The organism is Oceanimonas baumannii, from assembly GCF_002245495.1.
GTDB classification, from domain to species: Bacteria; Pseudomonadota; Gammaproteobacteria; order Enterobacterales; family Aeromonadaceae; genus Oceanimonas; species Oceanimonas baumannii.
Genome location: NZ_NQJF01000004.1, coordinates 178,325 through 204,624, shown reverse-complemented (window position 1 = coordinate 204,624; position 26,300 = coordinate 178,325). Strand labels below are relative to the sequence as shown.

At 57.1% G+C, this 26,300-nt stretch carries 26 protein-coding genes; 17 read left to right on the top strand and 9 right to left on the bottom strand.

All coding sequences use genetic code 11. From position 1 onward, the window contains the following. The first annotated feature begins 154 nt into the window (after positions 1-154). From ppsA to B6S09_RS06250, 6 genes are all read left to right on the top strand, one after another. Positions 155-2,530 (top strand): phosphoenolpyruvate synthase, encoded by a 2,376-nt coding sequence (gene ppsA / locus B6S09_RS06275; protein WP_094277648.1) that lies wholly within the window; start codon positions 155-157, stop codon positions 2,528-2,530. 160 nt (positions 2,531-2,690) lie between these two features. Beyond that, positions 2,691-3,392, top strand: a complete 702-nt coding sequence (queC, locus tag B6S09_RS06270) for a 7-cyano-7-deazaguanine synthase QueC (RefSeq protein WP_094277647.1) — start codon at positions 2,691-2,693, stop codon at positions 3,390-3,392. Beyond that, positions 3,392-3,748, top strand: a complete 357-nt coding sequence (gene queD / locus B6S09_RS06265; RefSeq protein WP_094277646.1) for a 6-carboxytetrahydropterin synthase QueD — start codon at positions 3,392-3,394, stop codon at positions 3,746-3,748. The genes queC and queD overlap by 1 nt, the downstream gene beginning before the upstream one ends. After that, on the top strand, positions 3,745-4,461 hold the full coding sequence (gene queE / locus B6S09_RS06260) for a 7-carboxy-7-deazaguanine synthase QueE (protein ID WP_094277645.1): 717 nt from the start codon (positions 3,745-3,747) through the stop codon (positions 4,459-4,461). The genes queD and queE overlap by 4 nt, the downstream gene beginning before the upstream one ends. A 92-nt stretch (positions 4,462-4,553) precedes the next feature. Beyond that, entirely contained in the window at positions 4,554-5,354 is an 801-nt protein-coding gene (locus B6S09_RS06255; protein ID WP_094277644.1) for a MetQ/NlpA family ABC transporter substrate-binding protein, read from the top strand. Beyond that, complete coding sequence (locus B6S09_RS06250) at positions 5,347-6,234, top strand: alpha/beta fold hydrolase (RefSeq protein WP_094277643.1); 888 nt, start codon at positions 5,347-5,349, stop codon at positions 6,232-6,234. Before B6S09_RS06255 ends, B6S09_RS06250 begins: the two co-directional genes overlap by 8 nt. A gap of 124 nt (positions 6,235-6,358) precedes the next feature. Here B6S09_RS06250 and B6S09_RS06245 read toward each other — a convergent pair whose 3' ends face one another. From B6S09_RS06245 to B6S09_RS06235, 3 genes are read right to left on the bottom strand one after another with little or no spacing between them, the layout of a single operon-like run. Then, the gene (locus B6S09_RS06245) at positions 6,359-6,619 is read right to left on the bottom strand and encodes a DUF1289 domain-containing protein (RefSeq protein WP_094277642.1); all 261 of its coding nucleotides are present in this window, start codon (positions 6,617-6,619) and stop codon (positions 6,359-6,361) included. A 49-nt stretch (positions 6,620-6,668) separates the two neighbouring features. Beyond that, entirely contained in the window at positions 6,669-7,943 is a 1,275-nt protein-coding gene (locus B6S09_RS06240; protein ID WP_094277641.1) for an NAD(P)/FAD-dependent oxidoreductase, read from the bottom strand. A gap of 15 nt (positions 7,944-7,958) precedes the next feature. Beyond that, complete coding sequence (locus tag B6S09_RS06235) at positions 7,959-9,320, bottom strand: glutamine synthetase family protein (protein ID WP_094277640.1); 1,362 nt, start codon at positions 9,318-9,320, stop codon at positions 7,959-7,961. Between the two features lie 198 nt (positions 9,321-9,518). Here B6S09_RS06235 and B6S09_RS06230 point away from each other — a divergent pair, with 198 nt between their 5' ends. The 7 genes from B6S09_RS06230 to B6S09_RS06200 all read left to right on the top strand — a co-directional run bounded on the left by B6S09_RS06230 (position 9,519) and on the right by B6S09_RS06200 (position 17,038). After that, positions 9,519-10,877, top strand: a complete 1,359-nt coding sequence (locus B6S09_RS06230; RefSeq protein WP_416240419.1) for a glutamine synthetase family protein — start codon at positions 9,519-9,521, stop codon at positions 10,875-10,877. Positions 10,878-10,900: 23 nt separating this feature from the next. Beyond that, complete coding sequence (locus tag B6S09_RS06225; protein WP_094277639.1) at positions 10,901-12,283, top strand: aspartate aminotransferase family protein; 1,383 nt, start codon at positions 10,901-10,903, stop codon at positions 12,281-12,283. Then, entirely contained in the window at positions 12,276-13,382 is a 1,107-nt protein-coding gene (locus tag B6S09_RS06220) for an extracellular solute-binding protein (RefSeq protein WP_094277638.1), read from the top strand. The genes B6S09_RS06225 and B6S09_RS06220 overlap by 8 nt, the downstream gene beginning before the upstream one ends. A gap of 231 nt (positions 13,383-13,613) precedes the next feature. After that, entirely contained in the window at positions 13,614-14,735 is a 1,122-nt protein-coding gene (gene potG, locus B6S09_RS06215; RefSeq protein WP_094277637.1) for a putrescine ABC transporter ATP-binding subunit PotG, read from the top strand. Positions 14,736-14,745: 10 nt separating this feature from the next. Then, positions 14,746-15,636 carry a putrescine ABC transporter permease PotH gene (gene potH, locus B6S09_RS06210; RefSeq protein WP_094277636.1) on the top strand — a complete coding sequence of 297 codons (891 nt, stop codon included), beginning with the start codon at positions 14,746-14,748 and terminating at the stop codon, positions 15,634-15,636. A gap of 3 nt (positions 15,637-15,639) precedes the next feature. After that, the gene (gene potI / locus B6S09_RS06205; protein ID WP_094277635.1) at positions 15,640-16,485 is read left to right on the top strand and encodes a putrescine ABC transporter permease PotI; all 846 of its coding nucleotides are present in this window, start codon (positions 15,640-15,642) and stop codon (positions 16,483-16,485) included. Between the two features lie 10 nt (positions 16,486-16,495). Beyond that, positions 16,496-17,038, top strand: coding sequence for a cupin domain-containing protein (locus B6S09_RS06200; protein WP_094277634.1), 543 nt, complete (start codon positions 16,496-16,498; stop codon positions 17,036-17,038). A 1-nt stretch (position 17,039) separates the two neighbouring features. Here the strand turns inward: B6S09_RS06200 and B6S09_RS06195 are convergent, their stop codons facing one another. Next, positions 17,040-17,585, bottom strand: a complete 546-nt coding sequence (locus B6S09_RS06195; RefSeq protein ID WP_094277633.1) for a cupin domain-containing protein — start codon at positions 17,583-17,585, stop codon at positions 17,040-17,042. A 161-nt stretch (positions 17,586-17,746) separates the two neighbouring features. On the opposite strand from B6S09_RS06195, the gene ald reads away from it, so the two are divergent. From ald to B6S09_RS06175, 4 genes are read left to right on the top strand one after another with little or no spacing between them, the layout of a single operon-like run. Then, positions 17,747-18,868 carry an alanine dehydrogenase gene (gene ald / locus B6S09_RS06190; RefSeq protein WP_094277632.1) on the top strand — a complete coding sequence of 374 codons (1,122 nt, stop codon included), beginning with the start codon at positions 17,747-17,749 and terminating at the stop codon, positions 18,866-18,868. Positions 18,869-18,876: 8 nt separating this feature from the next. Next, positions 18,877-19,593, top strand: a complete 717-nt coding sequence (locus tag B6S09_RS06185) for a glutamine amidotransferase-related protein (protein WP_094277631.1) — start codon at positions 18,877-18,879, stop codon at positions 19,591-19,593. A 2-nt stretch (positions 19,594-19,595) separates the two neighbouring features. Then, a complete protein-coding gene (locus tag B6S09_RS06180) occupies positions 19,596-20,291 on the top strand; it encodes a glutathione S-transferase family protein (RefSeq protein WP_094277630.1) in 696 nt (231 codons plus the stop codon). A 23-nt stretch (positions 20,292-20,314) separates the two neighbouring features. Continuing rightward, positions 20,315-21,598 carry an MgtC/SapB family protein gene (locus tag B6S09_RS06175; protein ID WP_094277629.1) on the top strand — a complete coding sequence of 428 codons (1,284 nt, stop codon included), beginning with the start codon at positions 20,315-20,317 and terminating at the stop codon, positions 21,596-21,598. 287 nt (positions 21,599-21,885) lie between these two features. Here the strand turns inward: B6S09_RS06175 and B6S09_RS06170 are convergent, their stop codons facing one another. Genes B6S09_RS06170 through B6S09_RS06150 form a run of 5 tightly spaced genes read right to left on the bottom strand, consistent with a single transcriptional unit; the run spans position 21,886 to position 26,273 of the window. After that, positions 21,886-22,686: an ABC transporter permease gene (locus B6S09_RS06170; RefSeq protein ID WP_208321661.1), complete on the bottom strand. Its 801-nt coding sequence runs from the start codon at positions 22,684-22,686 to the stop codon at positions 21,886-21,888. Positions 22,687-22,731: 45 nt separating this feature from the next. Next, positions 22,732-23,808, bottom strand: a complete 1,077-nt coding sequence (locus B6S09_RS06165; RefSeq protein WP_094277627.1) for an extracellular solute-binding protein — start codon at positions 23,806-23,808, stop codon at positions 22,732-22,734. Between the two features lie 13 nt (positions 23,809-23,821). Beyond that, on the bottom strand, positions 23,822-24,835 hold the full coding sequence (locus tag B6S09_RS06160; RefSeq protein WP_094277626.1) for an ABC transporter ATP-binding protein: 1,014 nt from the start codon (positions 24,833-24,835) through the stop codon (positions 23,822-23,824). After that, on the bottom strand, positions 24,832-25,623 hold the full coding sequence (locus tag B6S09_RS06155) for an ABC transporter permease (protein ID WP_094277625.1): 792 nt from the start codon (positions 25,621-25,623) through the stop codon (positions 24,832-24,834). The genes B6S09_RS06160 and B6S09_RS06155 overlap by 4 nt, the downstream gene beginning before the upstream one ends. Beyond that, positions 25,623-26,273 (bottom strand): SLOG cluster 4 domain-containing protein, encoded by a 651-nt coding sequence (locus B6S09_RS06150; RefSeq protein ID WP_094277624.1) that lies wholly within the window; start codon positions 26,271-26,273, stop codon positions 25,623-25,625. Before B6S09_RS06150 ends, B6S09_RS06155 begins: the two co-directional genes overlap by 1 nt. Positions 26,274-26,300: the final 27 nt, after the last annotated feature.

Sequence of the window (26,300 nt, the reverse complement as noted above, 5' to 3'; positions counted from 1 at the left end):
GGAGCGGGTAAGACGTTTACCCGCTTTTCCGGGCCATTGTAGAATCAAAACCGTGTACAGGCCCATATCATTACAACAATATCAAAGGTCCTGACCCTACACAGAAATCTGATGAGATACGGATATCCCAACCCCTTTTTGTGGAGACGTGGCAGTGCAGGAATATGTGATTTGGTATGAACAACTCGGCATGAACGATGTAGACCGGGTTGGTGGCAAGAATGCCTCCTTGGGCGAGATGATCAGCCAGCTGGCCGGTGCCGGTGTATCGGTACCCGGTGGCTTTGCGACGACCGCCTATGCGTTTAACGAATTTCTTGAGCAGAGCGGACTTAATGATCGTATTCACGATCTGCTCGACAAACTCGATGTGGACAACATTGCTGCTCTCGGTGAGGCAGGCAAGTCCATTCGCCAGTGGGTGATTGACACTCCTTTCCAGCCTGAGCTGGAAAACGCCATTCGCGATGCTTATGCGGAGTTGTGTGGCAAAGCCGGTGACGCTGCCTCCTTTGCGGTGCGCTCTTCTGCCACCGCCGAAGACATGCCCGACGCCTCTTTCGCAGGTCAGCAGGAAACCTTCCTCAACGTCCGCGGCCTGGATGCGGTGATGGAAGCCATCAAGCATGTGTTCGCCTCTCTGTTTAATGACCGGGCCATTTCTTACCGTGTGCACCAGGGTTATGACCACAAAGGGGTGGCACTGTCTGCCGGTATTCAGCGCATGGTGCGCTCCGACATTGCTGCCTCTGGCGTCATGTTCACTCTGGACACCGAGTCCGGCTTTGATCAGGTGGTGTTTGTGACTTCCGCCTGGGGTCTGGGTGAAATGGTGGTGCAGGGTGCTGTGAACCCCGATGAGTTTTACGTGCACAAGCCGACGCTCAAGGCCGGCCGCCCTGCGGTGGTGCGTAAAACACTGGGTTCCAAGCTGCAGAAAATGATCTACGCCGGCGGTGCCGAACTTGGCAAGCAGGTGGATATCAAGGAAACCAGCCGGGAAGAGCGCCGTCAGTTCTCCCTCACCAATGACGAAGTGATGGAGCTGGCCAAGCAGGCCATGATCATCGAAAAGCACTACCAGCGTCCGATGGACATTGAGTGGGCAAAAGATGGTGCAGACGGCAAGCTTTATATCGTACAGGCCCGTCCGGAAACGGTACGCAGCCGTCAGGATGCCAATGTGCTGGAGCGTTTTGCACTCAGTCAGCAGGGCGATGTGATTGCCGAAGGTCGGGCCATTGGTCACAAGATTGGTGCCGGTACTGCCAAGGTTATCGACTCCATTGATCAGATGGATGAAATCAAGGCCGGCGACGTTCTGGTGACTGACATGACCGACCCGGACTGGGAGCCGATCATGAAGCGGGCCGCCGCCATCGTCACCAACCGGGGTGGACGTACCTGCCATGCCGCCATTATTGCCCGTGAACTCGGTATCCCCGCTGTGGTGGGCTGTGGCAATGCCACCGAACTGGTAAAAGACGGTCAGCTGGTCACGGTTTCCTGTGCCGAAGGCGACACCGGTTTCATCTACAATGGCAAGCTGGAGTTCAGCGTGAACACCTCTGAAGTAGGCTCCATGCCTGTTTCTCCGGTGAAAGTGATGATGAATGTGGGCAACCCGGACCGGGCGTTTGACTTCGCGCAGCTGCCCAACGCCGGCGTGGGCCTGGCTCGTCTGGAGTTCATCATTAACCGCATGATTGGCGTGCACCCCAAGGCGCTGCTGAACTATGACGGTCAAAGTGCTGATCTCAAGCTCAAAATTGATGAAATTATCGCCGGTTATGACAGCCCGCGGGAGTTCTTTGTCGCCAAGCTCACAGAAGGTATCGCCACACTGGCCTCCGCCTTCTGGCCGGAGCGGGTGATCGTGCGTATGTCCGACTTCAAGTCGAATGAATACGCCAATCTGCTCGGTGGCGATGCCTACGAGCCGGATGAAGAAAACCCGATGCTGGGCTTCCGTGGTGCTTCCCGCTATATCTCCGAAGATTTCCGGGACTGCTTTGCCATGGAATGTGAAGCCATGAAGCGGGTACGCGAAGAGATGGGCCTGACCAACGTCGAGATTATGATCCCCTTCGTGCGTACACTGGATGAAGCGGCATCAGTGATCGATATCCTGGGAGAAAATGGTCTCAAGCGCGGCGAGAACGGCCTCAAGGTGATCATGATGTGCGAACTGCCGTCCAACGCCCTGCTGGCCGATAAGTTCCTGGCTCACTTTGACGGTTTCTCCATCGGCTCCAACGACATGACCCAGCTTACCCTGGGCCTGGATCGGGATTCGGGTCTGGTGGCCGGCTCCTTCGACGAGCGTGACGAGGCGGTCAAGGCACTGCTGGCCATGGCCATTCAGGCCGCCCGCAAGGCTGGCAAGTACGTGGGGATCTGCGGTCAGGGACCTTCGGATCATGCTGACTTCGCTGCCTGGCTGGTGGAGCAGGGTATTGATTCGGTCTCCCTTAACCCGGACACCGTCATCGACACCTGGCTGTACCTGGCGGAGCACGCCAAGCACTAATCCATAAAGTGGATTCAAAGGGCGCTTCGGCGCCCTTTTTTGTGGCCAGCTTCCAGCGAAACCATCTTCAGATAAAACTAGACATGTGTTACCGGACCGTTACAATGGCCTCCGATTTTTAAGCCGGTCGCAGCCTACCCGGACAAAACAAGGACACAATATGAAAGCACTGTTGATCTGCTCCGGTGGATTCGACTCCGTTACCCTGGCCTGGCGGCTGGCGGCGGAGCAGTCCCTCGGCGCTCTGCTGACCTTCGACTACGGTCAGCGTCATAAAAAAGAAATCGAGGCCGCCCGCCTGTGTGCCGAGCGCCTCGGTGTTCCTCATCTGGTTATGGACATCGCTCATATCGGTCGCCAGCTTTCCGGCTCGGCACTCACCGATGACATTGATGTGCCCCACGGTCACTACAGCGAAGAAAACATGAAGGTTACGGTGGTGCCCAACCGCAATGCCATCATGCTGACCATCGCGTTTGGCGTGGCTGCCGCCCGCGGCCTCGATACGGTGGCCCTGGCGGTGCACGGTGGCGACCATTTCATCTATCCCGATTGCCGGCCCGACTTTATCCGCCTGTTTGGCGAGATGCAGGCCCGGGCCCTCGACGGCGTGGCCGAAGTGGCGTTGCTGGCACCTTATGTGGACACCGACAAAACCGAGATCGCCCGCGATGCAGCCCGTTACCGTGTACCGGTAGCCGAGACCTGGTCCTGCTACGAAGGTGGCGAAGTGCATTGCGGCCGCTGTGGTACCTGCGTGGAGCGCATTGAGGCCATGGTGCTGGCGGGGGTGGCCGATCCTACTCCTTATAAAGACGAACAATACTGGCGCGATGCGGTGGCCAGGGTGAAGGGGGCTTAATGTACACCATTAAAAAGGAGTTTCATTTCTCCGCCTCCCACCAGCTCAAGCAAATGCCCGACTGGCATCCCTGTGCCCGGCTGCACGGCCATAACTATGTGGTGGTGATCGAGCTGCAGAGCGAACAGCTCGATCAGTACGGCTTTGTGCGTGACTACCTCGAGCTCAAGGCGTTTAAAGAGTATATCGACGACAAGCTCGACCATCGTCATCTCAACGAGGTACTGGGGAACGAGTGCACTACTGCCGAACGGCTGGCCCGGCACCTGTATGACTGGGCGAGCGTGCGCTGGCCCGAGGTCAGTGCCGTGGCGGTGTCGGAAACCCCCAAAACCTGGGCAGAGTTCCGGCCATGATTGCCATCAGCGAAATCTTTGGCCCCACCATTCAGGGGGAAGGGGCCCTGACCGGGGTTCCTACCGTCTTTGTGCGTACCGGTGGCTGTGACTTCCGCTGCAGCTGGTGCGATACCCTGTATGCGGTTGAGCCCCGTTTCAGGGCTGACTGGACACCGATGAGCGCCGGAGCGGTACTGGCTGAAGTGGAGCGTCTGAGCGGCGGCCGGCCGCTGCTGATTACCCTGTCCGGTGGCAATCCGGCGCTGCAGCCGCTGGGTGACCTGTTGCAACTGGGGCATGACAAGGGTTATACCTTTGCCATTGAAACCCAGGGCAGCAAAGCGCAGAAGTGGTTTGGCCAGCTGGATCACCTGACCCTGAGTCCCAAGCCTCCCTCGTCCGGCATGGCCTTCAGCCAAAGCAGGTTCGGTGAATGTCTGGCCGCAGCCGGTGAGCACACCCGTGTGACGCTCAAGCTGGTGATCGCCGACGAGACCGATTACCGGTGGGCGCGGGAGTTTGCTGCGCAGTACCCGCAACTGCCGCTTACCCTGCAACCCTGTAATCCTGTACCGGCTACCCCGGACGAGCCGGAGCGGGAAACCGATCTTGATGCCCTTAATGCCAGGCTGCGCTGGCTGGTGGATAAAGTAACGGCCGACGGCTGGTTTGAGGCCAGGGTGTTGCCTCAGCTGCATGTGATTATCTGGAACAATGAGCGGGGCGTTTAGCCAAGAAATCCATTGCCTGTTTGAATCCGCTTTAATATTATGGACGTCTAAACGTCTGTTTTTTGCGTTATTCAATTGCCAAAGGAGTGCTCATGTCCCGTCTTTCCCTCGCTCTGCCGTTACTGGCCCTGTGCTCTTTTCCGCTGTTGGCAGTGGACGAGAGCAAAAAAGAAATTGTGATCGGCACCACAGTGGGTGACTTTGCCGACATGGTGACCGAGTCCATCAAGCCTCAACTGGAAGCGCAGGGATACACGGTGAAGCTGGTGGAGTTCACTGACTATGTCATGCCCAATCTGGCTCTCGCTGAAGGCTCGCTGGATGTGAACTGCTTCCAGCATAAGCCTTATCTGGATACCTTCAGTCAAAGCCGGGGACTGGAACTGAGCCCCATTACGCAGGTGCCCACCGGCCCGATGGGGCTCTATTCCGGCAAATCGGACTCACTGGAACAAGTGACGGCAGGCAGCACGGTAGCCATTCCTAATGACCCCACCAATCAGGCCCGGGCGTTGCTGATGCTGGAAGAAATGGGCTGGCTGACGCTGAAAGAAGGTATTGACCCCCTGAAAGCCAGCGAGTTTGATGTGGCCGATAATCCTTACGGCATCAAGCTAATCATGCTGGAAGCGGCCCAGCTGCCGCGTTCGCGTCAGGATGTGGACTTCTCGGTGATCAACGGCAACTATGCGGCGTCGAGCGGCATTCCCTTCAGCGAAGGTTTGTTTCTCGAACGCAGCTATGACTTTATTAACTGGGTAGTGGTGCGCGGCGAAGACAAAAACAAGGATTTTGTGCAGGACGTTATTGAGGCTTATAACAGCGAGTCATTCAGAGACTATGCGGTAAAACGTTTCGAAGGCTACAAATATCCTGAATCCTGGCATGACTGAGCCTCGGGAATACCACATAGACCTTGATGGCCGCCGGCTGGCGGTCATGGAGTGGGGCAAGGCCGATGGAGTGCCGCTGGTGGCGCTGCACGGCTGGCTGGATAATGCGGCCAGCTTTACCCTGCTGGCACAGCTATTACCCGAGGTGCGGCTGATTGCACCGGATCTGGCCGGACATGGCCGCTCGGATCACCGTGCTCCCGGGCAACCCTATTACATTTGGGACAACGTAGCCGATGTGCTGGCCCTGCTCGACGCCCTGAAGCTGCAGACCGTGGCCTTGCTTGGGCATTCCATGGGGGCCAGTGTGGCCACCCTGCTGGCGGGGGCTTTTCCCGAACGGGTAAGCCGCTTGTTCCTGCTTGACGGTCTGGCCCCGCGCACTTATGCCGCTGACACGCTGCCCGAGCAAATGGCGGCGGCGCTGAAAAAAGGCAAGCGCATTCGCCGTCGCGGATGGCGGCCTTATGCCAGCTTCGACGATGCCTTACAGGCACGCATGAGCGGGCGTTACCCGGTGAGCAGGGAGGCGGCGAAATGGCTGCTGGCCCGCAGCCTTAAGCAAACCGCGGACGGCTGGTGCTGGCAACATGATATTGCGCTGTCGCAGCCGTCGGTAGTGCGCCTGTGTGACGAGCAGGTTGCGGCGTTTTTACAGAGGCTGAGCATGCCGGTGCTGCTGCTGATGGCCAAACACGGCAATGAGCTTGAGGGTGTCCGGCCGTTGCTTGATCTGGTGCCCGATCTCACCTTACAGGTGCTCGATGGTGGCCACCATATGCATCTGGAGCATGAGCCAGCGGCAAGCATTGCCGGGCTGATAAGTGAGCGTTTGGCCGTCACTCCCGTCAGCACCTTCACGAGGATGACATTGCTTTGATATCCGTCATTCCCGTGCTGACGGGAACCCAGAAACACGGCGTCTTACGGTCGAATTATGCCGGGCCATGCATGGACTCCCGTCAGCATCTTCGCGAGGGTAACAATATGCTATACGGTTCATATTACAGTGGCAGTGTGTCCTGAGGCGGTGCATTCTGCTGCTCGAGTTCCAGCTCCAGCTGTTTCTTGCGGGCGGCAGCCAGTACCCGGCGTTTGCGATCCTGACACAGGCGGATCACGTCCCGGCGCTGGGCGGGTGTATATTTCAGCCAGTTGAAGCGCTCGTCCCGGCTGCGGAAGCAGCCTTTACAGTAGCCCCTGTTGTTAACCTGGCAGACGCCAATACAGGGGCTGGGTACATCAAAAAACTCCAGTTGCTCCATCAGGCCGCCTCCTTGTTCCTGTCTTCACTGGAGCATATTCCGCTCACATTTACAACAGATCCCGCAGCCGGTACCAGGCCATGGCCAGTACCAGTGCCGGCGTGCGCAATAGCCGGCCACCGGGAAAGTCCCGGTGCGGAATGCGGGAGAACAAATCAAAGCGTTCGGCACTGCCGGCGATAGCGTCGGCCATCAGGCTGCCGGCCATACCGGTGAGGGCGATGCCGTGACCGGAGAAGCCCTGGGCAAAATAGACGTTACCATTCAGCCGGCCGAAGTGAGGTGCCCGGTTCATGGTGATGCCCACGTAGCCCCCCCAGGTGTACTGTTGTTTTACCTCCGTCAGCTGAGGGAACACATGACGCAGACGCTTGCCCATGGATGCCGCCAGGTTCACCGGATCCAGCCCGGAGTAGCTGACCCGTCCGCCGAACAGCAGCCGGTGGTCGGCACTCAGGCGGAAATAGTCGAGCACAAAGTTGATGTCGGCCACCGCCATGTTATTGGCAATGAGCGATTTGGCCCGTTGCTCACCCAGGGGCTCGGTGGCGGTAATGTAGGTGCCAACCGGCATGATTTTGCGTTCAATGTCCGGGGCGATATCTTCCAGATATGCATTACCGCATAACAGCAGGTGGCGGCAGCGCACCAGACCATGAGGGGTATGTACCACCGGATGTTCACCCTGTTCAATGCGGGTTGCGGGGGTGTATTCAAAAAAGCGTGCACCGGCCTTTGCCGCCGCACCTGCCAGCCCCAGCGTATAGTTAAGCGGGTGCACATGGCCACTGGCAGCGTCATAGAGGCCGCCAAGGTAGGCATTGCTGCTCATCTGCTCCTGTACCTGCTCCCGGCTCCACATCTGCAGCGAGTCATAACCGTAATCCCTGCGCAGGCTGTCAGCCCAGCTTTCCAGCTCTTTCATATGCCGTGGCTTGACTGCAGCATGCAGGTGGCCGTTGGCCAGATCGCACTGAATATTATGCTGTTTAATGCGCTGGCGCATTTGCTGCAGGGCTTCGGTGGAAATATCCCACAGTTGCCGGCTGACTTTGTCTCCCACGAGTCTGGTCAGAGTGGCTTGCTCACAGGCATAGCCAAAAATCATCTGGCCACCGCTGCGCCCGGAGGCCCCCCAGCCGATCCGGCGACTGTCCAGCATCGCCACACTGTAACCTCGCTCGGCCAGGTTGAGTGCGGCGGCACAGCCGGTGATTCCGGCCCCTACAATGCACACATCCACCTCCAGGTTATCGTGCAGGGCAGGGTACTCCGGCGCCGGGTGGGCAGAAGCGGCATAATAGGAATCGGCGTGAGGCTGCATAAAGGCTCCTAAATCTTAAACCAGGTGCTGATACCACTGGTATTCCAGCGGCGTGACGTGTTGATCGAACTCGGCCAGCTCAAAGCGCTTGTTGATAAGGTAGGCCCGGTGAAACTCCTTGCCCAGATATTGCGATAACCGGTGTGACTGGGCAAATCTGTCCAGGGCGTTTTGCCAGCGGTAGGGCAGCAGCGGAAGGTCCAGTTTATTGGCATCGCCCTGGATGGGGGCTGGCGGATGTAACTGTTCACTGAGACCATGATCCACCGCGGCGAGAATGGCGGCGACTACCAGATAAGGGTTGGCATCGGCACCGGCCACCCTGTGCTCCAGCCGGGTACTGGCCGGATCACCTGACGGAATACGCACCGCCACGGTGCGGTTGTCAAAGCCCCAGCTGGCGTGCAGGGGTACAAACATATGCGGCTGCAGCCGGCGAAAGGAGTTGGCATTGGGCGCAAACAGCGCCATGGATTCGGGCAGCATACTGAGGGTACCGGCAATGGCCTGGCGCAATAGTTCGTGATCGCCGGCAAACACATTATTTCCGTCGTCGTCGAGCAGGCTGACATGAATATGCATACCCGAGCCGGCCTGACCGTTGTAGGGCTTGGCCATAAAAGTGGCGTACATGCCTTGCTTGATGGCAATGGCCTTGATCGCCCGTTTGAGCAGAATGGCCTGATCGCAGGCCGCCACGGCATCGTGCTGATGGGTCAGGTTGATTTCAAACTGTCCCGGAGCATATTCGGCCACGGCGTTGTCGGCAGGGATGTGCTGCAGTTTGCATACCTCGGCCACCTGTATCAGGAAGTCTTCCCAGCTGTCGAGATCGTCGAGAGAATACACCTGAGTGTCGTGCATGCGTTCGTCGGTACCGGGCAGAATGGGGGGCTGGGGCAGGCCGTCGGCGCCTTCCTTCTGATCAACCAGATAAAACTCCAGCTCTACCGCCACGCAGGGATGCAGGCCTTTGGCTTTCAGCCGGTCCAGGACCTGCTGAAGGACATGGCGGGGATCGGCAAAGAAAGGGCTGCCATCGGTGTCTTCCATGGTCATCAGAATTTGCCCGGAGGGAATTTTATGCCAGGGGACGGGGGCCAGGGTGTGGGGCAGCAGCCGGCAGACCCGGTCGCTGTCGCCCTGTGCCAGGCCCATGCCGGTTTCTTCTACTGTCTGTCCGGTAATATCGAGGGCAAATACCGATGCGGGCAGGCTGATCCCCTGTTCCAGCGCTTTTTCAAAGGCACTGGCCTGAATACGTTTTCCGCGAATAACGCCGTTGATGTCACACAGCATTAAATCAACGGACTGATAATCAGCCCAGGGCGGGGTGTTCTTGTCAGCGGCCTTAGGCCGGTTGCGGGGTTTGGTCATGAGTGTGTCCTTAAACGATCCATCCTTGAAACTCAGCCTGTTTAATATCCATGAAATTTTGTTAAATTGTAAAGCTGCATGCACTACATGTGATTAACATTGGTTTTTTTCTTGCTCGTTAGCTATGTCTATGTCTAGCATACTTTTACATCAATATGGACTATGCTGACGAATGTGTTTTTCACCCAGAGCGTCATTATGAGTGTTCAAGATCCTGAAAATCGCGATATGGCTTGGCTGCGTCAGTGGATGCAGCAGCATGCCATCACAGAGGTTGAGTGCCTGTTACCCGATTTTACCGGTAATGCCCGGGGCAAAATATTGCCCGCCAGCAAGTTTCTGAAAGAGGGTGGCATGCGTCTGCCCGACAATATTTTTCTGCAAACGGTGAACGGCGACTGGCCCGATGATGAGCATATCGACTGGACCGAGCGGGATATGGAGCTGCATGCCGATATCAATACTCCCCGTTTAGTGCCCTGGGCCAGTGAGCCCACGGCTCAGGTGATCCACGATTGTTTTGACGCCGATGGCAACCCGGTAGAAATGGCTCCCCGCAGTGTGCTGCGCCGGGTGCTGCAACTTTACGAGCGGGAGGGCTGGCGGCCGGTGGTGGCACCGGAGCTGGAGTTCTTCCTGGTCAAGAAAAACGAAGACTGGGACTATCCGCTGGAGCCGCCTATTGGCCGCAATGGCCGGCCTGAAACTGCACGGCAGTCGTTCAGCATTGATGCGGTCAATGAATTCGATCCGATTTTTGAAGAAATGTACGACTTCTGCGAGGCGCAGGAGCTGGAGGTGGATACCCTGATCCACGAGTCGGGTGCAGCCCAGATGGAAGTCAACTTTATTCACGGTGATGCGCTGGATCTGGCCGATCAGGTGTTTTTGTTCAAGCGCACCATGCGTGAGGCGGCCATGCGGCATAATGTGTACGCCACCTTTATGGCCAAGCCGATGAAAAATGAGCCTGGCAGCGCCATGCATATTCATCAGAGTCTGGTAGATGCCAGCGGCAACAACCTGTTTGCCAACCCTGATGGCAGTCACAGTGAGCTGTTTCTGCATTTTATCGGTGGCATGCAGCGCTATATTCCCGCTGCCGTGGCGCTGTTTGCACCCAATGTTAATTCCTACCGCCGGCTGGCCTTTGGCGACTCGGCCCCCCGCAATATGGCCTGGGGTGAGGATAACCGTACCGTGGGGCTGAGGGTGCCTCGTTCGGGTCTTGCTGATCGGCGCATTGAAAACCGCTTTGCCGGTGCCGATGCCAACCCCTACCTTGCTCTGGCGGCCAGTCTTGCCTGCGGTTATCTCGGCATGAAACAGCGTATTGCACCCACGGAGGAAGTCGTTGGCAATGCTTACGATATGCCCTTTGGCCTGGCCCGAAATCTGGAAGAGGCCTTGCAGGAACTGGAGCAATGCGAGGAGTTGCGTGACATTCTGGGATCGCGTTTTGTTCAGGCCTTTATTGCGGTCAAACGCAAGGAATATGAGGCCTTTTTCACCGTGATCAGCGCCTGGGAGCGGGAGTTTCTACTGCTCAACGTATAAACAACAAGCACAGGGAGTGAAGCATGGCGGAGTTCAGCAGGGAGTCGTTACAACAACTGGATGCAGCCCATCATCTGCATCCCTTTACCGACAGCGGGGCGCTGCATCAGAAAGGTGCCAGAGTCATAGAGCGGGGAGAAGGGGCATATTTATGGGACCTTGACGGGCACCGCCTGCTCGATGGCATGGCCGGACTCTGGTGCGTCAACCTGGGTTATGGCCGGCAGGAGCTGATTGCCGCCGCCAACGCCCAGTTGCAGCAACTGCCTTACTACAATCTGTTTTTTCAGACCACGCATCCGCCGGCGGCCAAGCTTGCCGCAACCCTGGCGGAGATTCTGCCCGGTGATCTGAAGCACCTGTTCTTTACCGGCTCCGGCTCGGAGTGCAACGACACCGTGGTGCGTATGGTTCGCCACTTCTGGGCGGAGCAGGGCAGGCCGGAACGCACCGTTATCATCAGCCGTCACAATGCTTATCACGGCTCCACCCTGGCCGGGGCCTCCCTTGGGGGCATGAAGCCCATGCACCGGCAAGGCGGGCTGCCGCTGCCGGATATAGTGCATATTGATCAGCCCTATCACTTTGGTGAAGGGCAAGGCGTTGATCCCCATGCCTTTGGTCTGGAGCGGGCACAGCAACTGGAGCAGAAAATTCTGGAGCTGGGCCCGGAACGGGTGGCGGCCTTTATCGGCGAGCCGGTGCAGGGTGCGGGTGGTGTCATTATTCCCCCCGACAGCTATTGGCCGGAAATTCAGCGTATCTGCAAAAAATACGATATTTTGCTGGTGGCTGACGAAGTCATTTGCGGCTTTGGCCGAACTGGCCACTGGTTTGCCAGTGAGCATTTCGGCATCGTTCCGGACTTGCTGTGCATGGCCAAGGGAATTACCTCCGGCTACATTCCGCTGGGGGCCGTGGCAGTGAGCGGGCGAGTGGCGAACACCCTGATTGCCGGCGGCGAGTTCTTTCATGGCTTCACTTATTCCGGCCATCCGGTGGCCTGTGCAGTGGCGCAGGCCAATATAGCAGTGATGCAAAAAGAGCACATAGTGGAACGGGTGCATGAAGATATCGGCCCCTATCTGCAACAGCGCTGGGCAAGTCTGGGTGATCATCCTCTGGTTGGCGAAACCCGGGGCCTGGGGCTGGTGGCAGCCCTGGAGCTGGTGGCGGACAAAACCAGTCTGACCCGCTTTCCTGAAGAGGCCGGTGCCGGCCTTGTCTGCCGTGAACACAGCCTGGACTCTGGCCTGATCATGCGTGCCGTGGGCGACACCATGATTATTTCACCCCCCCTGATTATTACCCGTGAGCAGGTGGACGAACTGATTGAAAAGGCGCGTTGCGCCCTGGATCTGACCCTGACCACCCTCAGTAACCGACAAGGAAAGCACCATGGCTAAACACCCTGTTTTTAACACTGGCCTGCTGGCCGCCGGCGTAGCGCTGGCTCTGAATGCTCAGGCATCGGAGCCGGCCCAGGTGAATTTTTATAACTGGTCTGATTATATTGCCGAAGACACCCTGGCCAAGTTTACCCAGGCCACCGGCATTGCGGTCACTTATGATGTGTTTGACTCCAATGAAGTGCTGGAAGCCAAGTTGCTGGCAGGGAATACCGGTTTTGATGTGGTGGTACCTACCGGTGACTTTATGGGCCGGCAAATTCAGGCCGGGGCTTTTTTGCCACTGGATAAGTCCAGGCTGAGCCATTATGACAACCTGGATCCGCGCATTATGGCGTTGCTGGAAGAAAAAGATCCCGGTAACCAGTATGGTATTCCCTACCTGTGGGGGACCACCGGCATTGGTTATAACGTCGACAAGGTAAAAGAGGCATTGGGTGAGGATGCACCGGTAGATTCCTGGGATCTGGTGATGAAACCGGAAAACCTGGAAAAACTCAGCCAGTGTGGTGTGGCCTTCCTGGATGCGCCCACCGAAATCTTTGCGGCCGCGCTGAATTATCAGGGGTTGGATCCAAACAGCACCAATGCTGCGGACTATAACGGCCCTGCTACCGAGCTGATGATGCAGCTTCGCCCTCATATCACCTATTTCCATTCGTCCAAATACATCAACGATCTGGCCAATGGCGATATCTGTGTGGCGGTGGGTTGGTCCGGCGACATACTGCAGGCGCGGGACAGAGCCGATGAAGCCGACAGGGGCGTAAAGGTGGCTTACCGCATTCCCAAAGAAGGTGCCCTGATGTGGGTGGACATGCTGACCATCCCCAAAGATGCCAAGCATCCGGACAATGCCCATGCGCTGATTGATTACCTGCTGAAGCCGGAAGTGATCGGTGATATCTCCAACTATGTGGCTTATGCCAACCCCAACAAAAACGCCAATGAGTTTGTGGATGACGACATCCTGAATGATCCGGGTATCTACCCCAGCCAGGAAGTCGCAGACAAGCTCTATACCGCCAAGCTGCTGCCACAAAAGGTAAACCGGGTGATTACCCGCGCCTGGACCCGGGTGAAAACCGGAAAATAAGCAAACGGCAGCGTTGTTTTCAGAATGAACTCCCGCCTGCGCGGGAGTAACGGGGGCTGAGTCTGTGCAACAGGCCCTTATTACACAATTGTCTGCATTGTGACGGAAGCGGCAACAGCAGGATTGCCGGATTTGACGAACGTTCATTGAAGCGTGTCGAAGGAGGCTGCCCTGCTGGTGCTGCTCGCGGAGCTGCAGGGTTCACGCTGAGCAAGCAACACGGAGACAAGCATGCCAGAGCAGGAACAAGCTATTAGTGCGGTGACAGCGCCGTTTCTGAATATTCGCGGCGTCAGCAAATTTTACGACGGTCAGCCGGCGGTGGATGACGTGAGCCTGGAAGTGCAGCGGGGAGAAATTTTTGCTCTGCTCGGTGCTTCGGGCTGCGGTAAATCTACTTTGCTGCGCATGCTGGCGGGGTTTGAGCCGCCCAGCAAGGGAGAAATCTTTCTCGACGGTGTCGATATTGCCGATGTGCCGCCTTATGACAGGCCCATCAATATGATGTTTCAGTCCTATGCCTTGTTTCCGCATATGACGGTGGAAGCCAATATCGCCTTTGGCCTGAAGCAGGACAAGCTGCCCGGTGCCGAAATTGCCGAGCGGGTGGCGGAAATGCTGAAGCTGGTGCATATGGAAGACTACGCCAAACGCAAGCCACATCAGCTCTCCGGCGGCCAGCGTCAGCGGGTAGCGCTGGCACGCAGCCTGGCCAAGCGACCCAAGTTATTACTGCTGGACGAACCCATGGGCGCGCTGGACAAAAAGCTCAGGGAAGAGATGCAGCTGGAGCTGGTCAACATTATTGAAAAGGTGGGGGTGACCTGTGTGATGGTGACCCACGACCAGGAAGAGGCGATGACCATGGCCGGCCGCATTGCCATTATGAACAAGGGCCGGCTGGTGCAGGTGGGTGAGCCGCTGGATGTGTACGAATATCCCAACTGTCGTTTCAGTGCCGAATTTATCGGCTCGGTGAATGTGTTTGACGGCGTATTGGAAAGCAATGAGGCCGACAGCGCCCTGATCCGTTGTCCTGATGTGAAGCGGCCGCTGCAAATTGAGCATGGCGTTTCCATTGGTGAGGGGTTGCCGATCATGATAGCGGTGCGTCCGGAAAAAATGCATTTATCCTTTGATGAGCCGGAGCAGCCCTATAACCGTTTGCGGGGGACGGTAGACGAAATTGCTTATCTGGGGGATGTGTCCATCTACCATGTGCGCCTGCCTTCGGGCAAACGCATTCTGGCCACCCTGCCCAATGTTGAGCGTCACCGCCGTAACAGCCCCACCTGGGGTGATCATGTGTTTTTGCGCTGGGATGCAGACAGCTGCGCCGTGCTCATGACCTGAGGAGCTGACCATGAAAAAGGTGAAAACCGCCACCGGCCAGCGGCTGGTGATTGCACTGCCCTATACCTGGTTGCTGCTGTTTTTTCTGGTGCCTTTTTTGATCGTGTTCAAGATCAGTCTGTCGGAAGCGGCGCTGTCCATTCCGCCTTACAGCGAGGTGCTGAGTTTTGCCGATGAACAGCTGAAAATTGTGCTTAACTTCGGCAACTATCTGTTCCTGCTCAGTGACAGCTTGTATATCCAGTCGTACCTGCAGTCGCTTAAGGTGGCGACCATCTCGACCCTGCTTTGTCTGCTGATTGGCTTTCCCATGGCCTGGGCCATTGTTCATTCCAAACCCTCTACCCGCAATGTGTTACTGATGCTGGTGATTTTGCCATCCTGGACCTCGTTTCTGATCCGGGTATATGCCTGGATGGGGATCCTCGGCAATACCGGCTTCCTGAATAATGCCCTGATCTGGCTGGGCGCCATTGAACAGCCGCTGCAGATCCTTAACACCAATACCGCGGTTTACATTGGTATTGTGTATGCCTATCTGCCTTTTATGGTGCTGCCGTTATATACCGCGCTGATGCGGCTGGATTATTCACTGGTGGAAGCGTCTGCCGATCTGGGGGCCCGGCCGGTAACGACCCTGTTTACGGTCATCGTGCCGCTGGTAAAAGGCGGCATTATTGCCGGTGCCATGCTGGTGTTTATTCCGGCGGTGGGCGAGTTCGTGATCCCCGAGCTGCTGGGTGGCCCCGATACCTTGCTGATTGGCCGGGTGCTGTGGCAGGAATTCTTCAATAACCGGGACTGGCCGGTTGCGGCGGCAGTGGCCAGTGTGATGCTGTTGCTGTTAATGGTGCCCATTATGTGGTTCCACCGTATTCAGCGCAGAGAAATGGAGGGCTGAGCCATGAACAATATTCCCGTCAGCCGTTCCCGCCTGCGACCGCTTATTCTCTGGCTGGGGTTTGGCTTTCTGTATGCGCCCATGTTGCTGCTGATCATCTATTCCTTTAACAGCTCCCGGCTGGTGACCGTGTGGGCCGGCTGGTCCACCAAATGGTATGGTGAGTTGCTGGCCGACGACATGATGATGCAGGCGGTGGGGCTTAGCCTGACCATTGCCTTTTTTGCCGCCAGCACCGCCGTGGTGCTGGGCACGGTGGCAGGTTTTGTGCTGACCCGCATCGGCCGGTTCCGGGGGGAGGGCGGCTTTGCCTTTATGATCACAGCGCCGCTGGTTATGCCGGAGGTGATCACCGGTCTGTCACTGCTGTTGCTGTTTGTGGCCATGGGTGATCTGGTGGGCTGGCCGGCGCAGCGGGGGATCAGCACCATCTGGATTGCGCATGTCACCTTCTGTACCGCTTATGTGGCCGTGGTGGTCAGTTCCCGGCTGCGAGAGCTGGACCGTTCACTGGAAGAAGCCGCCATGGATTTGGGGGCGCGGCCGCTGAAGGTGTTTTTTGTGATCACCCTGCCGATTATTGCACCGGCCATTATTGCCGGCTGGTTGCTGGCGTTTACCCTGTCGCTGGATGATCTGGTGATTGCCAGCTTTGTCTCCGGGCCCAATGCTACTACCTTGCCGATGGTGGTGTTCTCCAGTGTCAGGCTGGGGGTGAGTCCCAAGATCAACGCACTGGCCACCATTATTATCGTGATTGTATCTCTGGTGACTTTTATCGGCTGGTGGTTGATGGCCCGTTCGGAAAAGCGCCGGGCACAGGAAGCCGCCGCCGCCCGGGCCGGCTGAGGAGCAGATCATGGACCTGCCTGAACGTCTGAAGTGGCTGCGCAACCAGCACGGCCTGACTCAGCGGGAGCTGGCCAAGCGGGCCGGGGTGAGTAACAGCCTGATTTCACAAATAGAGCAGGCAGCGGTCAATCCGTCGGTGGCAACGCTCAAGCGGGTACTGGATGGCTTTCCCATTTCCATGGGCGCTTTTTTCAGCCTGGAGCAGCGATCCGGACGGCGTGTGTTTTTCCATGCTGATGAACTGGTGAAGTGTGGCAGCAACGGGGTCACCATGTGGCTGGTGGGGCCGCTTGACGGTGATCGCCGGCTGGCGCTGCTGAAAGAGTGTTATCCGCCCGGTGCCGACACCGGCCCGGATATGCTCAGTAACGAAGCGGAGGAAGCCGGCCTGGTGCTGAGCGGGGAAATCGAGATTACCGTGGGGGAGGAATGCCGGGTGCTCAAAGCCGGTGACGGTTATTACTTTGATACCAACCAGCCCCATCGTTTTCGAAATCCGGGTACGGAAGTGTGCGAACTGATCTCGGCGGCCACGCCGCCGACATTTTAGCTCAGCGCCCCTGGGGCTGACTGGCAGAAACGATATGCAGCTCGGTATCGCCGATATTAACAAAGCGGTGGGGTTCGGTACTGTCAAAGTAATACCCGTCCCCCGGACTCAGTTCAAAGCGGCGTTCACCGACCAGCAACAGCAGCCGGCCTGCTATGACCACGCCGCATTCCTGGCCGGGATGGCTGAGCAAATCATGGCCGGTATCGCCATTTACCGGCATGGTTTCCCGCAGCAAGGTAATGTTTCGCTCGGGAAAGCCACTGCCAATCAGGCGGTAGCTGATATCGCCGGTACCCCGCTCGGGCTGCTCGCTGGCAGGGTAAATAACGGGTTTGGTGGTTTCGCTCTCTTCTTCGGCAAAAAAATCCGCCAGTGTCATGGGAAAACCATCCAGCAACTTTTTCAGTGAACCGATAGACGGACTGACCTGGTTCTTCTCAACCTGGGAAATAAAGCCGTTGGTCACGCCGGAGCGTTTGGCCAGCTCACGCTGAGACAGCTTTGCCTGCAGGCGAATGGTTTTGAGACGAAGGCCAATATCCATAATGGCGGTGTTCCTCCTGTAAGTTTCATTTGAACCTTAATTGTCGCGCAAGCAGAATGTTGCTCGGGCTTCTGTAACAGAAGAGACGATACTACATAATACAGGCGGCCGTGTTATGACGGCATTCTACTCTAAAACACGAACGCACACAGGGGGCGAACATGGATATCGCAGTACCCAAAGAAATTAAAAATCACGAATACCGGGTGGGCATGACGCCCGGCGGTGTTCGCGAGCTGGTCCGCGCCGGACATCGGGTTCGGGTGCAAACCGGTGCCGGAGACGGCGTGGGGTTCAGTGATGAGCAATATGTTGCTGCCGGTGCCGGACTGGTGGCCGATGTCGCTGAGTTATTTGCCGGGGCTGAGCTTATCGTTAAGGTAAAAGAGCCTCAACCCGAAGAGTATCGACGGCTTAAGCCTGGCCAGGTGCTGTTTACCTATTTGCATCTGGCCCCCGACGAGGCTCAGACCAAAGGTCTGCTGGCATCGGGCTGCACCGCCATTGCTTATGAAACCGTGACCGACGCGCAGGGCGGGCTGCCGTTGCTGGCACCGATGAGTGAAGTGGCCGGCCGCATGGCGGTGCAGGCTGGTGCCCATTGTCTGGAAAAAGCACAAGGGGGCAGAGGCGTGCTGCTGGGTGGCGTGCCCGGTGTGCCACCGGCACGGGTGCTGGTGCTGGGGGGCGGTGTGGTCGGCATCAACGCCGCGCGTATGGCCATGGGGCTGGGTGCCGATGTGACCATCTTCGACAAGTCGCTGCCGCGGCTGACCCAGCTGGACGCCATGTATGGTCCCGGCATCAAGACCCAGTATTCCACCGCCGACGCCATTGAGGCCGAGCTGTCCTGTGCAGATCTGGTGATTGGGGCTGTATTGATACCCGGTGCGTCGGCACCCAGGCTGGTGACCCGTGACATGCTGAAAAAGTTGCCCCAAGGGGCGGTACTGGTTGATGTGGCGATTGATCAGGGCGGCTGCTTTGAAACCAGCAGGCCGACAACTCATCAGCAACCCACCTTTGAGGTGGATGGCATAGTGCACTACTGCGTGGCCAACATGCCCGGCGGCGTGGCCCGTACCGCCACCCTGGCCCTGACCAACGCCACCCTGCCGTTCGTGCTGGCTCTGGCCAACAAGGGCTGGCGCCGGGCGTTGAACGAGGATGCGCATCTGGCCCATGGCCTGAATGTGCATAATGGCAAGATCATGTACCAGGCGGTGGCCGAGGCCCATGGCCTGGTACACACACCGCTCCAGCAGGCGCTGGCGAAACCCTGACGAGGACAATGATGCAGCTCGGCTTACTTTTGTGTGATCACATAGATCAAGGATTCAGGTGCACGGGGGGAGACTATCCGGAACTGTTTCTGGCGCGCATTCGAGAGGTGGTTCCGGAAGCGCAGCTGACGGTATTTGATGCCGAAGCCGGCGAGCTGCCGGCCCCGGATACCCGGATGGATGGCTGGATTATCAGTGGTTCCCGTCATGACGCCTTCGGTGATTATCTCTGGCTTACCCGGCTGAAGACCCGTGTCGCCGGCCTGCTGGCCGAAGGCCAGGCGGTGGCCGGGGTTTGCTTCGGCCATCAGCTGCTGGCCCTGATGCACGGGGGCAAGGTAGGCCGGGCACCGGCAGGGTGGGGGATCGGGGGACATCACTATCGCTGGCAGTCTCATCGTCATCCGTTGCCCGATTACCGGCTGCTGGTGAGCCATCAGGATCAGGTGCTGTGTCTGCCCGAAGGGTCCCGGCTAGTGGCCGGCTCGGCCTTTTGCCCTCATGCCGCCTTTACCTTGGGTGAGCGGGTGATGGGCGTGCAGGGGCACCCCGAATTTACCCCCGATTACGCCCGCTTTCTGATCGAGCAACGCCGGGAGCGGTTTGATGAGCCGCTGTACCGGCAGGCACTCGACTCCCTGTCCGCTCCTCATGACGGTGCCGCCGTGATGGGACTGATACTCGATTTCCTGCGCGGCCGGCCCTGGCCGGCACCCAAGGAGTGAGCATGCAACTTTATATTGCCAACAAGAATTATTCGTCCTGGTCACTGCGTCCCTGGCTGCTGCTGAGTGAACTGGGGATCCCGTTTGAGGAACGGCTGGTGCCCTTCGGGGAAGGCTCGAGCTGGGGCGAGTTTCGCCGTTTTTCACCGACCGGTCTGGTGCCCTGCCTGGTCGACGGGGAGCTTACGGTGTGGGACTCGCTGGCCATCACTGAGTACCTGGCCGAGACCTGTCCGGCGGTGTGGCCGGCGGCGCGGGAGGCCCGGGCCTGGGCCCGCTCGGCGGCGGCAGAAATGCACTCGGGGTTTATCGCCCTGCGCAGCTGCTGTCCGATGAACTGCGGGCTGCACATTGCCGTGTCGACGCCGGATGCAGCCTTGCATAAGGATCTGGCCCGGCTGGAAGAACTCTGGCTGGAGGGACTGACCCGCTTTGGTGGCCCCTTCCTGGCCGGTGAGCGTTTCTCCGCCGTGGATGCCTTCTATGCCCCGGTGGTGTTCCGGGTGACCAACTACCGGTTGCCGCTGACACCAAATGCTCAGGCTTATACCGAACGGATGCTGGCATTGCCCGGCATGCAGCAGTGGCTGGCGGCAGCGCTTAAGGAACCCTGGCGTGAGCCGGGGCACGAGCAGGAGTGCCGGCAGGCCGGCACCCTGCTGGCCGATCACCGGGAAGGTACGACGGATGAGGCCTGACTGGGTGGTGGCAAGGGGGTGCCATGAATGAGCTGGCCGCCGAACTGTGGCGGGATCACCAGGCGCTGGTGCGGCTGGGTATTGCTCTGCTGCTGGGGGCGCTTATCGGTATTCAGCGAGGCTGGCAGTGGCGTGATGCCGAGGCCGGACAGCGTATTGCCGGTGTCCGCACTTATGCACTGGTGGGGCTGCTGGGCGGGCTGGTCGCGTTGCTGGGCGAAAGTCTGGGGCAATGGCTGGTTGCCGCCGGCCTGCTGAGTGTGGTGGCGATAAGTCTGGTGGCCTACCGGGCTCAGGTTCGTATCCTGAATGATTTCAGCATTACCGGCAGTATCGGACTGTTGCTGACCTTCTGCTTTGGTGCTTTGGCAATGGCCGGCAGCCCGGCCATTGCTGCTACCGCAGCGGTGATTACCGTCTTTATTCTGGATAACAAGCGGGAAATACATGATCTGCTGCGTAAGTTGCAGGAACATGAGCTGGATGCCGGTCTGAAACTGTTATTGATCTCGGTGGTGATGCTGCCTTTGTTGCCCAATCAGCAAATGGGACCGGGGGGGGTGGTGAACCCCTTTGAAATCTGGTGGATGGTGGTACTGATCGCTTCTATCTCCTTTCTGGGATATTTCGCCATACGGGTGGGGGGAACCGAAAAAGGAATCCTGTTTACCAGCTTGTTTGCCGGGCTGAGCTCGTCTACCGCCCTGACCCTGCATTATTCCCGGCTGTCTCGGAGTACACCTGTGCTGTCGCCCCTGCTGGCCGCCGGGGTGCTGCTGGCCTGCGGCACCATGTTTCCCCGTATTCTGGTGTATTGCGCCCTGATAAATCCGGACCTGCTGCCGGTGTTGGGGCCACCTGTACTGGTGATGACGCTGCTGCTCTATGCGCCGGCTGCGTTTATCTGGCTACGCCACCGGACGCGGATTAATGTGGAGCAGCCCAGTCTCAATATGAACCCGCTGGACCTGAAAGCGGCGCTGCTGTTTGGCGGCCTGATCCTGCTGATTATGGTGCTGGGAGAATGGCTTGAGCAGGCGCTGGGCGATGCGGGAGTACTGCTGCTGGCGCTGGTCTCCGGGGTGACGGATGTGGATGCCATTACCCTGTCGTTAACCCGAATGTCTCAGGACACGCTGGCGCCGGGCACCGCTGTACTGGGGATTGTACTGGCGGCGTCGGTCAACAATCTGGTGAAAACGGGCATGGCATTCAGCCTGGGTGACAAGGCATTGGGCCGGCGTGTGGCCTGGCCGATGGCCGTTTCTTTGCTGGCGGGGTTGCTGACCGCCTGGGGACTCAAGTGAAAGCTTTAGGCCGTAAGCTTCCTGTCGACGCTGGTGTGCTTAGCCCTGCAGGGCATTATGCATATGGTTTGAACACATGGGGGCATCATGCAATTAGTATATGCACAGAGAGGAAACGCAGTCGATTATGCATATATTTGCATGATGAGGTACAGCCCATTATTTTGCCGTGATTAGAGTGATGCAACGGGTAAGTCCCCCATGTTAATTGATTCTTTTAATATGGGGGACTTACTCGTTTTTTCTGTATTGGACACCGCGATCCCGGCAGCCAGTAGGCTTTGGGCTTAATGGACGGTAGTAGTATCGGCTCTTGCTTTCAGCCATTCACTGAGAGCAGTTATCAGCAGGCATACGGTCAGCAAAATAATGGAGATGAGCGCCACGACAGGAAAGTCGGAACCCGCATCAGAAATACGGCTGTATAGCAGCAACGGTAGTATATTGACTTGGGTACCGGTCAAAGCCAAGGCGGTGCCATAGGCGCCGAAAGCCACGGCAAAGGTTATGCAGATAGAAGTGCCAAGTGCCGGAGCTATCTGAGGCAACAGTATGTCTTTAAATGCCTGCCAGCGGCTGGCTCCCAGACTGTAGCCAGCCAACAACTGCTTGTGGTCAAAGTTGACCAGTATAGGAAGCAGCACAAAGATGGCTCTGGGGGTCAGGTAATAACAGTAGGCAAAAGCCAGCCCCGCTGGGGAGTAGATAAAACCGCCCAGCCACGCGGGGTCTATGCCCAGCTTTGACATCAGCATGGTTACAGTGCCGGCTCGACCGAAGGCCAGGATAAACCCATAGGCGACAATCAGTCCGCTAAATACTAGGGGTAAAGAAACTAAAAACGACCAGAGCATGCGTAGTTGCGCTGGCTGTTTTGCCAGGTAGATAGCAATCATCAGCCCCACAGCTACGGAAACACCGGAGGCCATGATGGCCAGTACCAGGCTGCCAAGCAGACTTTGCCAGAAGGCGTTATCGGATATCAGCCGAGAAAGGGCCGATAGGGGTTCTTGCAGAGCTTCACCAAAGATAATGAACAGCGGCAGGAAAAAGAACCCTGCCATTAGCAGCAGGGTTGGTAGCGTCATTATCAGGCTGCTCAGGTGGTATCTCAAGAGGCCTGTCATTAAGGTTTATCCTTGTGTAAGAACTCGCTGGGTCCAGGCTGCATCAATCTGTGCCTTGCTCTGTCCGGCCTTGAGCAGATCCACAGGCTGGATCTGTGGTGCCGCTTTCAGCTTGCCGGCCACGCTCTGGGGCATAGGGGTATCTGTCAGCACGGGGCGTACAAAGCCTTCGGCAAAAGTCTGCTGACCTTCGCTGCTCATGATGTAGTTCAACCACAGTTCGGCGGCGTTAGGGTTAGGGCCGTTCTTCACTTTGGAGATAGCGTAGGGCGCAGCAGCAGAGGCCTCCTTGGGAATAACAACAGCGATATCCTCCTGCATGCCGTCGTTGACCATGGCCTTGAATCCGTCATTTTCGTAGCCGATCCAGATGGGGATTTCGCCTTTTAAAAATTGTGCATAGGGTGTGGTGCCGGTGATGCGTAACACATTACCGTTGCCGTGCAGCTTGGCCAGATATTCTATGCCCGGTTCAAAGTTGTCCATATCGCCACCAGCGCCGAAGTTGGCGGCCAACACGACGACCTGGCCTTGGCCAGTAGAGCGGGGATCCTGATAGACGATGCTGTTTTTATATTCCGGCTTGAGCAAGTCAGCCCAGCTTTCCGGCACGTTGTCGACCAGCTTCTTATTGACCAGGAAGGCCATGTTCAGAGTGTGGATAGTAAACCACTGACCGGTTTCGTGCTGGAACACGGACGGAATTTTCTCTGCGTGCAGAGGATTGAAGTCAGCGGTGAGTCCTTTGTTGGCTGCATCAATGCCAGAAGAGGCAAAATAGTAGGCGGTATCAGCCTGAGGGCGACGTTTGGCTTTATCCAGAGCCACCACCGTGGCTGCTGAACCCAGATCGTTATAGACAATATCCATGCCCTGGTAACGTTCTTTGAAACGCTTGAACATGGTGCCCCAGTTGGCCCAGGTTGGTCCTGTGTCAAATGACACGACGAGACCTTCCTCAAGGGCAGCTTCATAGAGTGTTGCCTCTCCCGGATACAGCTCGGTCCCCGGAAGTTTGGCGGCGTAGGTCATGCTCGGCAGCAGCAAGCTGAAGGCGATGGCAGAGGTAATTTTTTTAAGCATGTTGATGTCGCTCCTAAGAGATGAGATGAATGTGTTCGGGGTGAATTGATAGATGAGTTGGCGCAGTGTGGAACCGGCCTTCGGCCTTGATGACAGTGCCGTTGATCATCACTGTGGCCTGACAGCTTGGGCCCCAGAACACAGTGTTGAGGTGTTCAACAGCAAAGGTGTTGTATTCGTCCGGTATGGGGCGCCAGTGTTCGGGGCGGATCATGATATGTAGCGGCTGCCCAGCCTTGAGTTCGGGGGCATGAACCTGTAGCTGTCCCAAGGCACATTCAATTCGATGTGCTCCTAGCGCCATGGCCGGTAGGATATTCGCTCTGCCAACAAAATTGGCAACATCCACTGTTTTGGGCTTGTGATAGAGGTTGGTTGGATGGTCGACCTGTAACAGGCAGCCGTTTTTCATTACTGCAACCTGATCGGCCATGGACATGGCCTCTTCCTGATCATGAGTGATCAGTATGGTGGTGATACCCAGCTGCTGTTGCAGCTGACGGATTTCCTGACGCATCTCCTCTCGTAGTCCGGCATCCAGTGCAGACAGGGGTTCATCGAGCAAGAGCGCTGCCGGCTCAAAAATCAACGCACGGGCAAGAGCGACTCTCTGTTGCTGACCACCGGAGAGGTTGGCAGGGCGCATCTGCTCCTTGCCCGAGAGGCCGGTTTTCTGCACCATGGCTGCAGCCCTAGCCAACCGGGAATCCTTATCAATATTTTTCAGTTTCAGCGGGTAGGCGATATTTTCCAGAACCGTCATATGAGGAAAGAGCGCATAGTCCTGAAAAACAATGCCCAGATTGCGTTGCTGGCAGCTTAATGGGGTGATGTCTTTGTTATTTACTCTGATAATGCCACTGTCCGGCTTTTCGAATCCGGCTATCAGTTTTAACAGGGTCGTTTTACCTGAACCGCTTTGACCAAGTATTGCCAGCAATTCCCCCTTGTTTATCTTCAGATTTATGTCATTCAGCCCGCTGTTCGAACCGGGGTAACGGAAGGATATATTGTTGAATTCAATCATGACACTGGCTCTGGATGCTTGGAAGAGGAGGTCAGTAGTTGTCTGGAGGTGGACAGCAGCGCAAACAGTATCGCCAACAGGAGTAGGATAACCGTTGCCGCGCAGGCAAAACCGGCTGCACCATAAAACGCCTGCAGAAGAACTACTGGATAAGTACGAGACATAAATCCGGCAATCAGATTGCTGAGCTGGAACTCACCGATGGAAATGGCAGCCACGGTAATCAACCCGGTCAGCAAAGACTGACTGACGAGGGGCAGGTAAACGTCAAAGAAGCTATGCAGCGCATTTCCGCCCAGGCTTCGAGTCACCTGATCCAGACGGAAGAGTGAGGACTTTTCCAGATCGGTAAGGATGTTGTAAACAAGGTAGGGCAGGGTTATGACAATATGCCCCATAACCAGCAGCCAGCTGTTGCCCAGCCAAGGCAAAGTATCGCTACTGAAGACCAGTATAAAGCCAAACCCCAACACCAGCTCCGGCACGGCAATCGGCAGCATGATCAGCAGACGTGACGCTACCTTGCCTCTGCGAGACATCTTGATATGCACTGCGTAGCAGAAAGGAAGGGCGAGGAGAGCACCGGCGACACAGGTTAAAAAGGTGACCCAGATGCTGGTTTTAAAGGCTCGAATAAAGCTACTGTCAGTCCAAACCTGATGGTACCAGTCCAGTGTAAATCCGGATGGGAATAGGGTGTTGGTCCAGGCTTCCCCGAAAGAGCCGATAAACAGCAATATGATCGGCGTTAAAAGGTACAACAGATATAACCAGGCGGTGGCGCGCATTAACTCTGTACCTCGAGTCCAAAGAGGGCTGCTGCCACTGCGGCCAACGCATCGTCAACGCTGGCGAGCCGCAGGCATCCGGGGATCTTAGGGTAGTCGGACAGGGTGAATACCTGTTTGTCGTAATGTTTGCCAAAGGCCATCTCGGTCATGGTGCCGTGACTGCCACCGATCGCAACCAGACAGGCTGCTGCTTGAGCAATGATGGAATTTCTAGCCTTGCCGATACCGGTGGCGATGACGGTGGTGATCCAAGGGTTGGCGTGGTGCGCTTCCTCATCGGGTAACAGGCCTATAACCTGTCCAGCCTTGATGGCTGCGCCCTTGGCTACTGCCTCCATAACGCCGGTACGTCCTCCACAGATAATCGGGATACCGTACCCGGCCAGAGCCTTACCCAGATCCTCGGCCAGCTTATATTCCTCTTCCGTTGCTATATTTGGGCCGATAACCGCGACTGGAGAGCGCTGATATATCTCCCCGCTGGCGGCCAGCAAAGTCAATGCTGTCAGTGGAGTGAGGGTTTGGCCGATAAGCGAGTCCGGCCAGCATTGATCAGCTAGTGGCCGGATAGCAGATGGCAGAAGGTGGCTATTACTGTCTGTGACCTGTCGGTCATTGAAAGTGATTTTCTGTTCAAAAAACGTCATGGATTCATGTTCTTTTTCAAGTTGGCG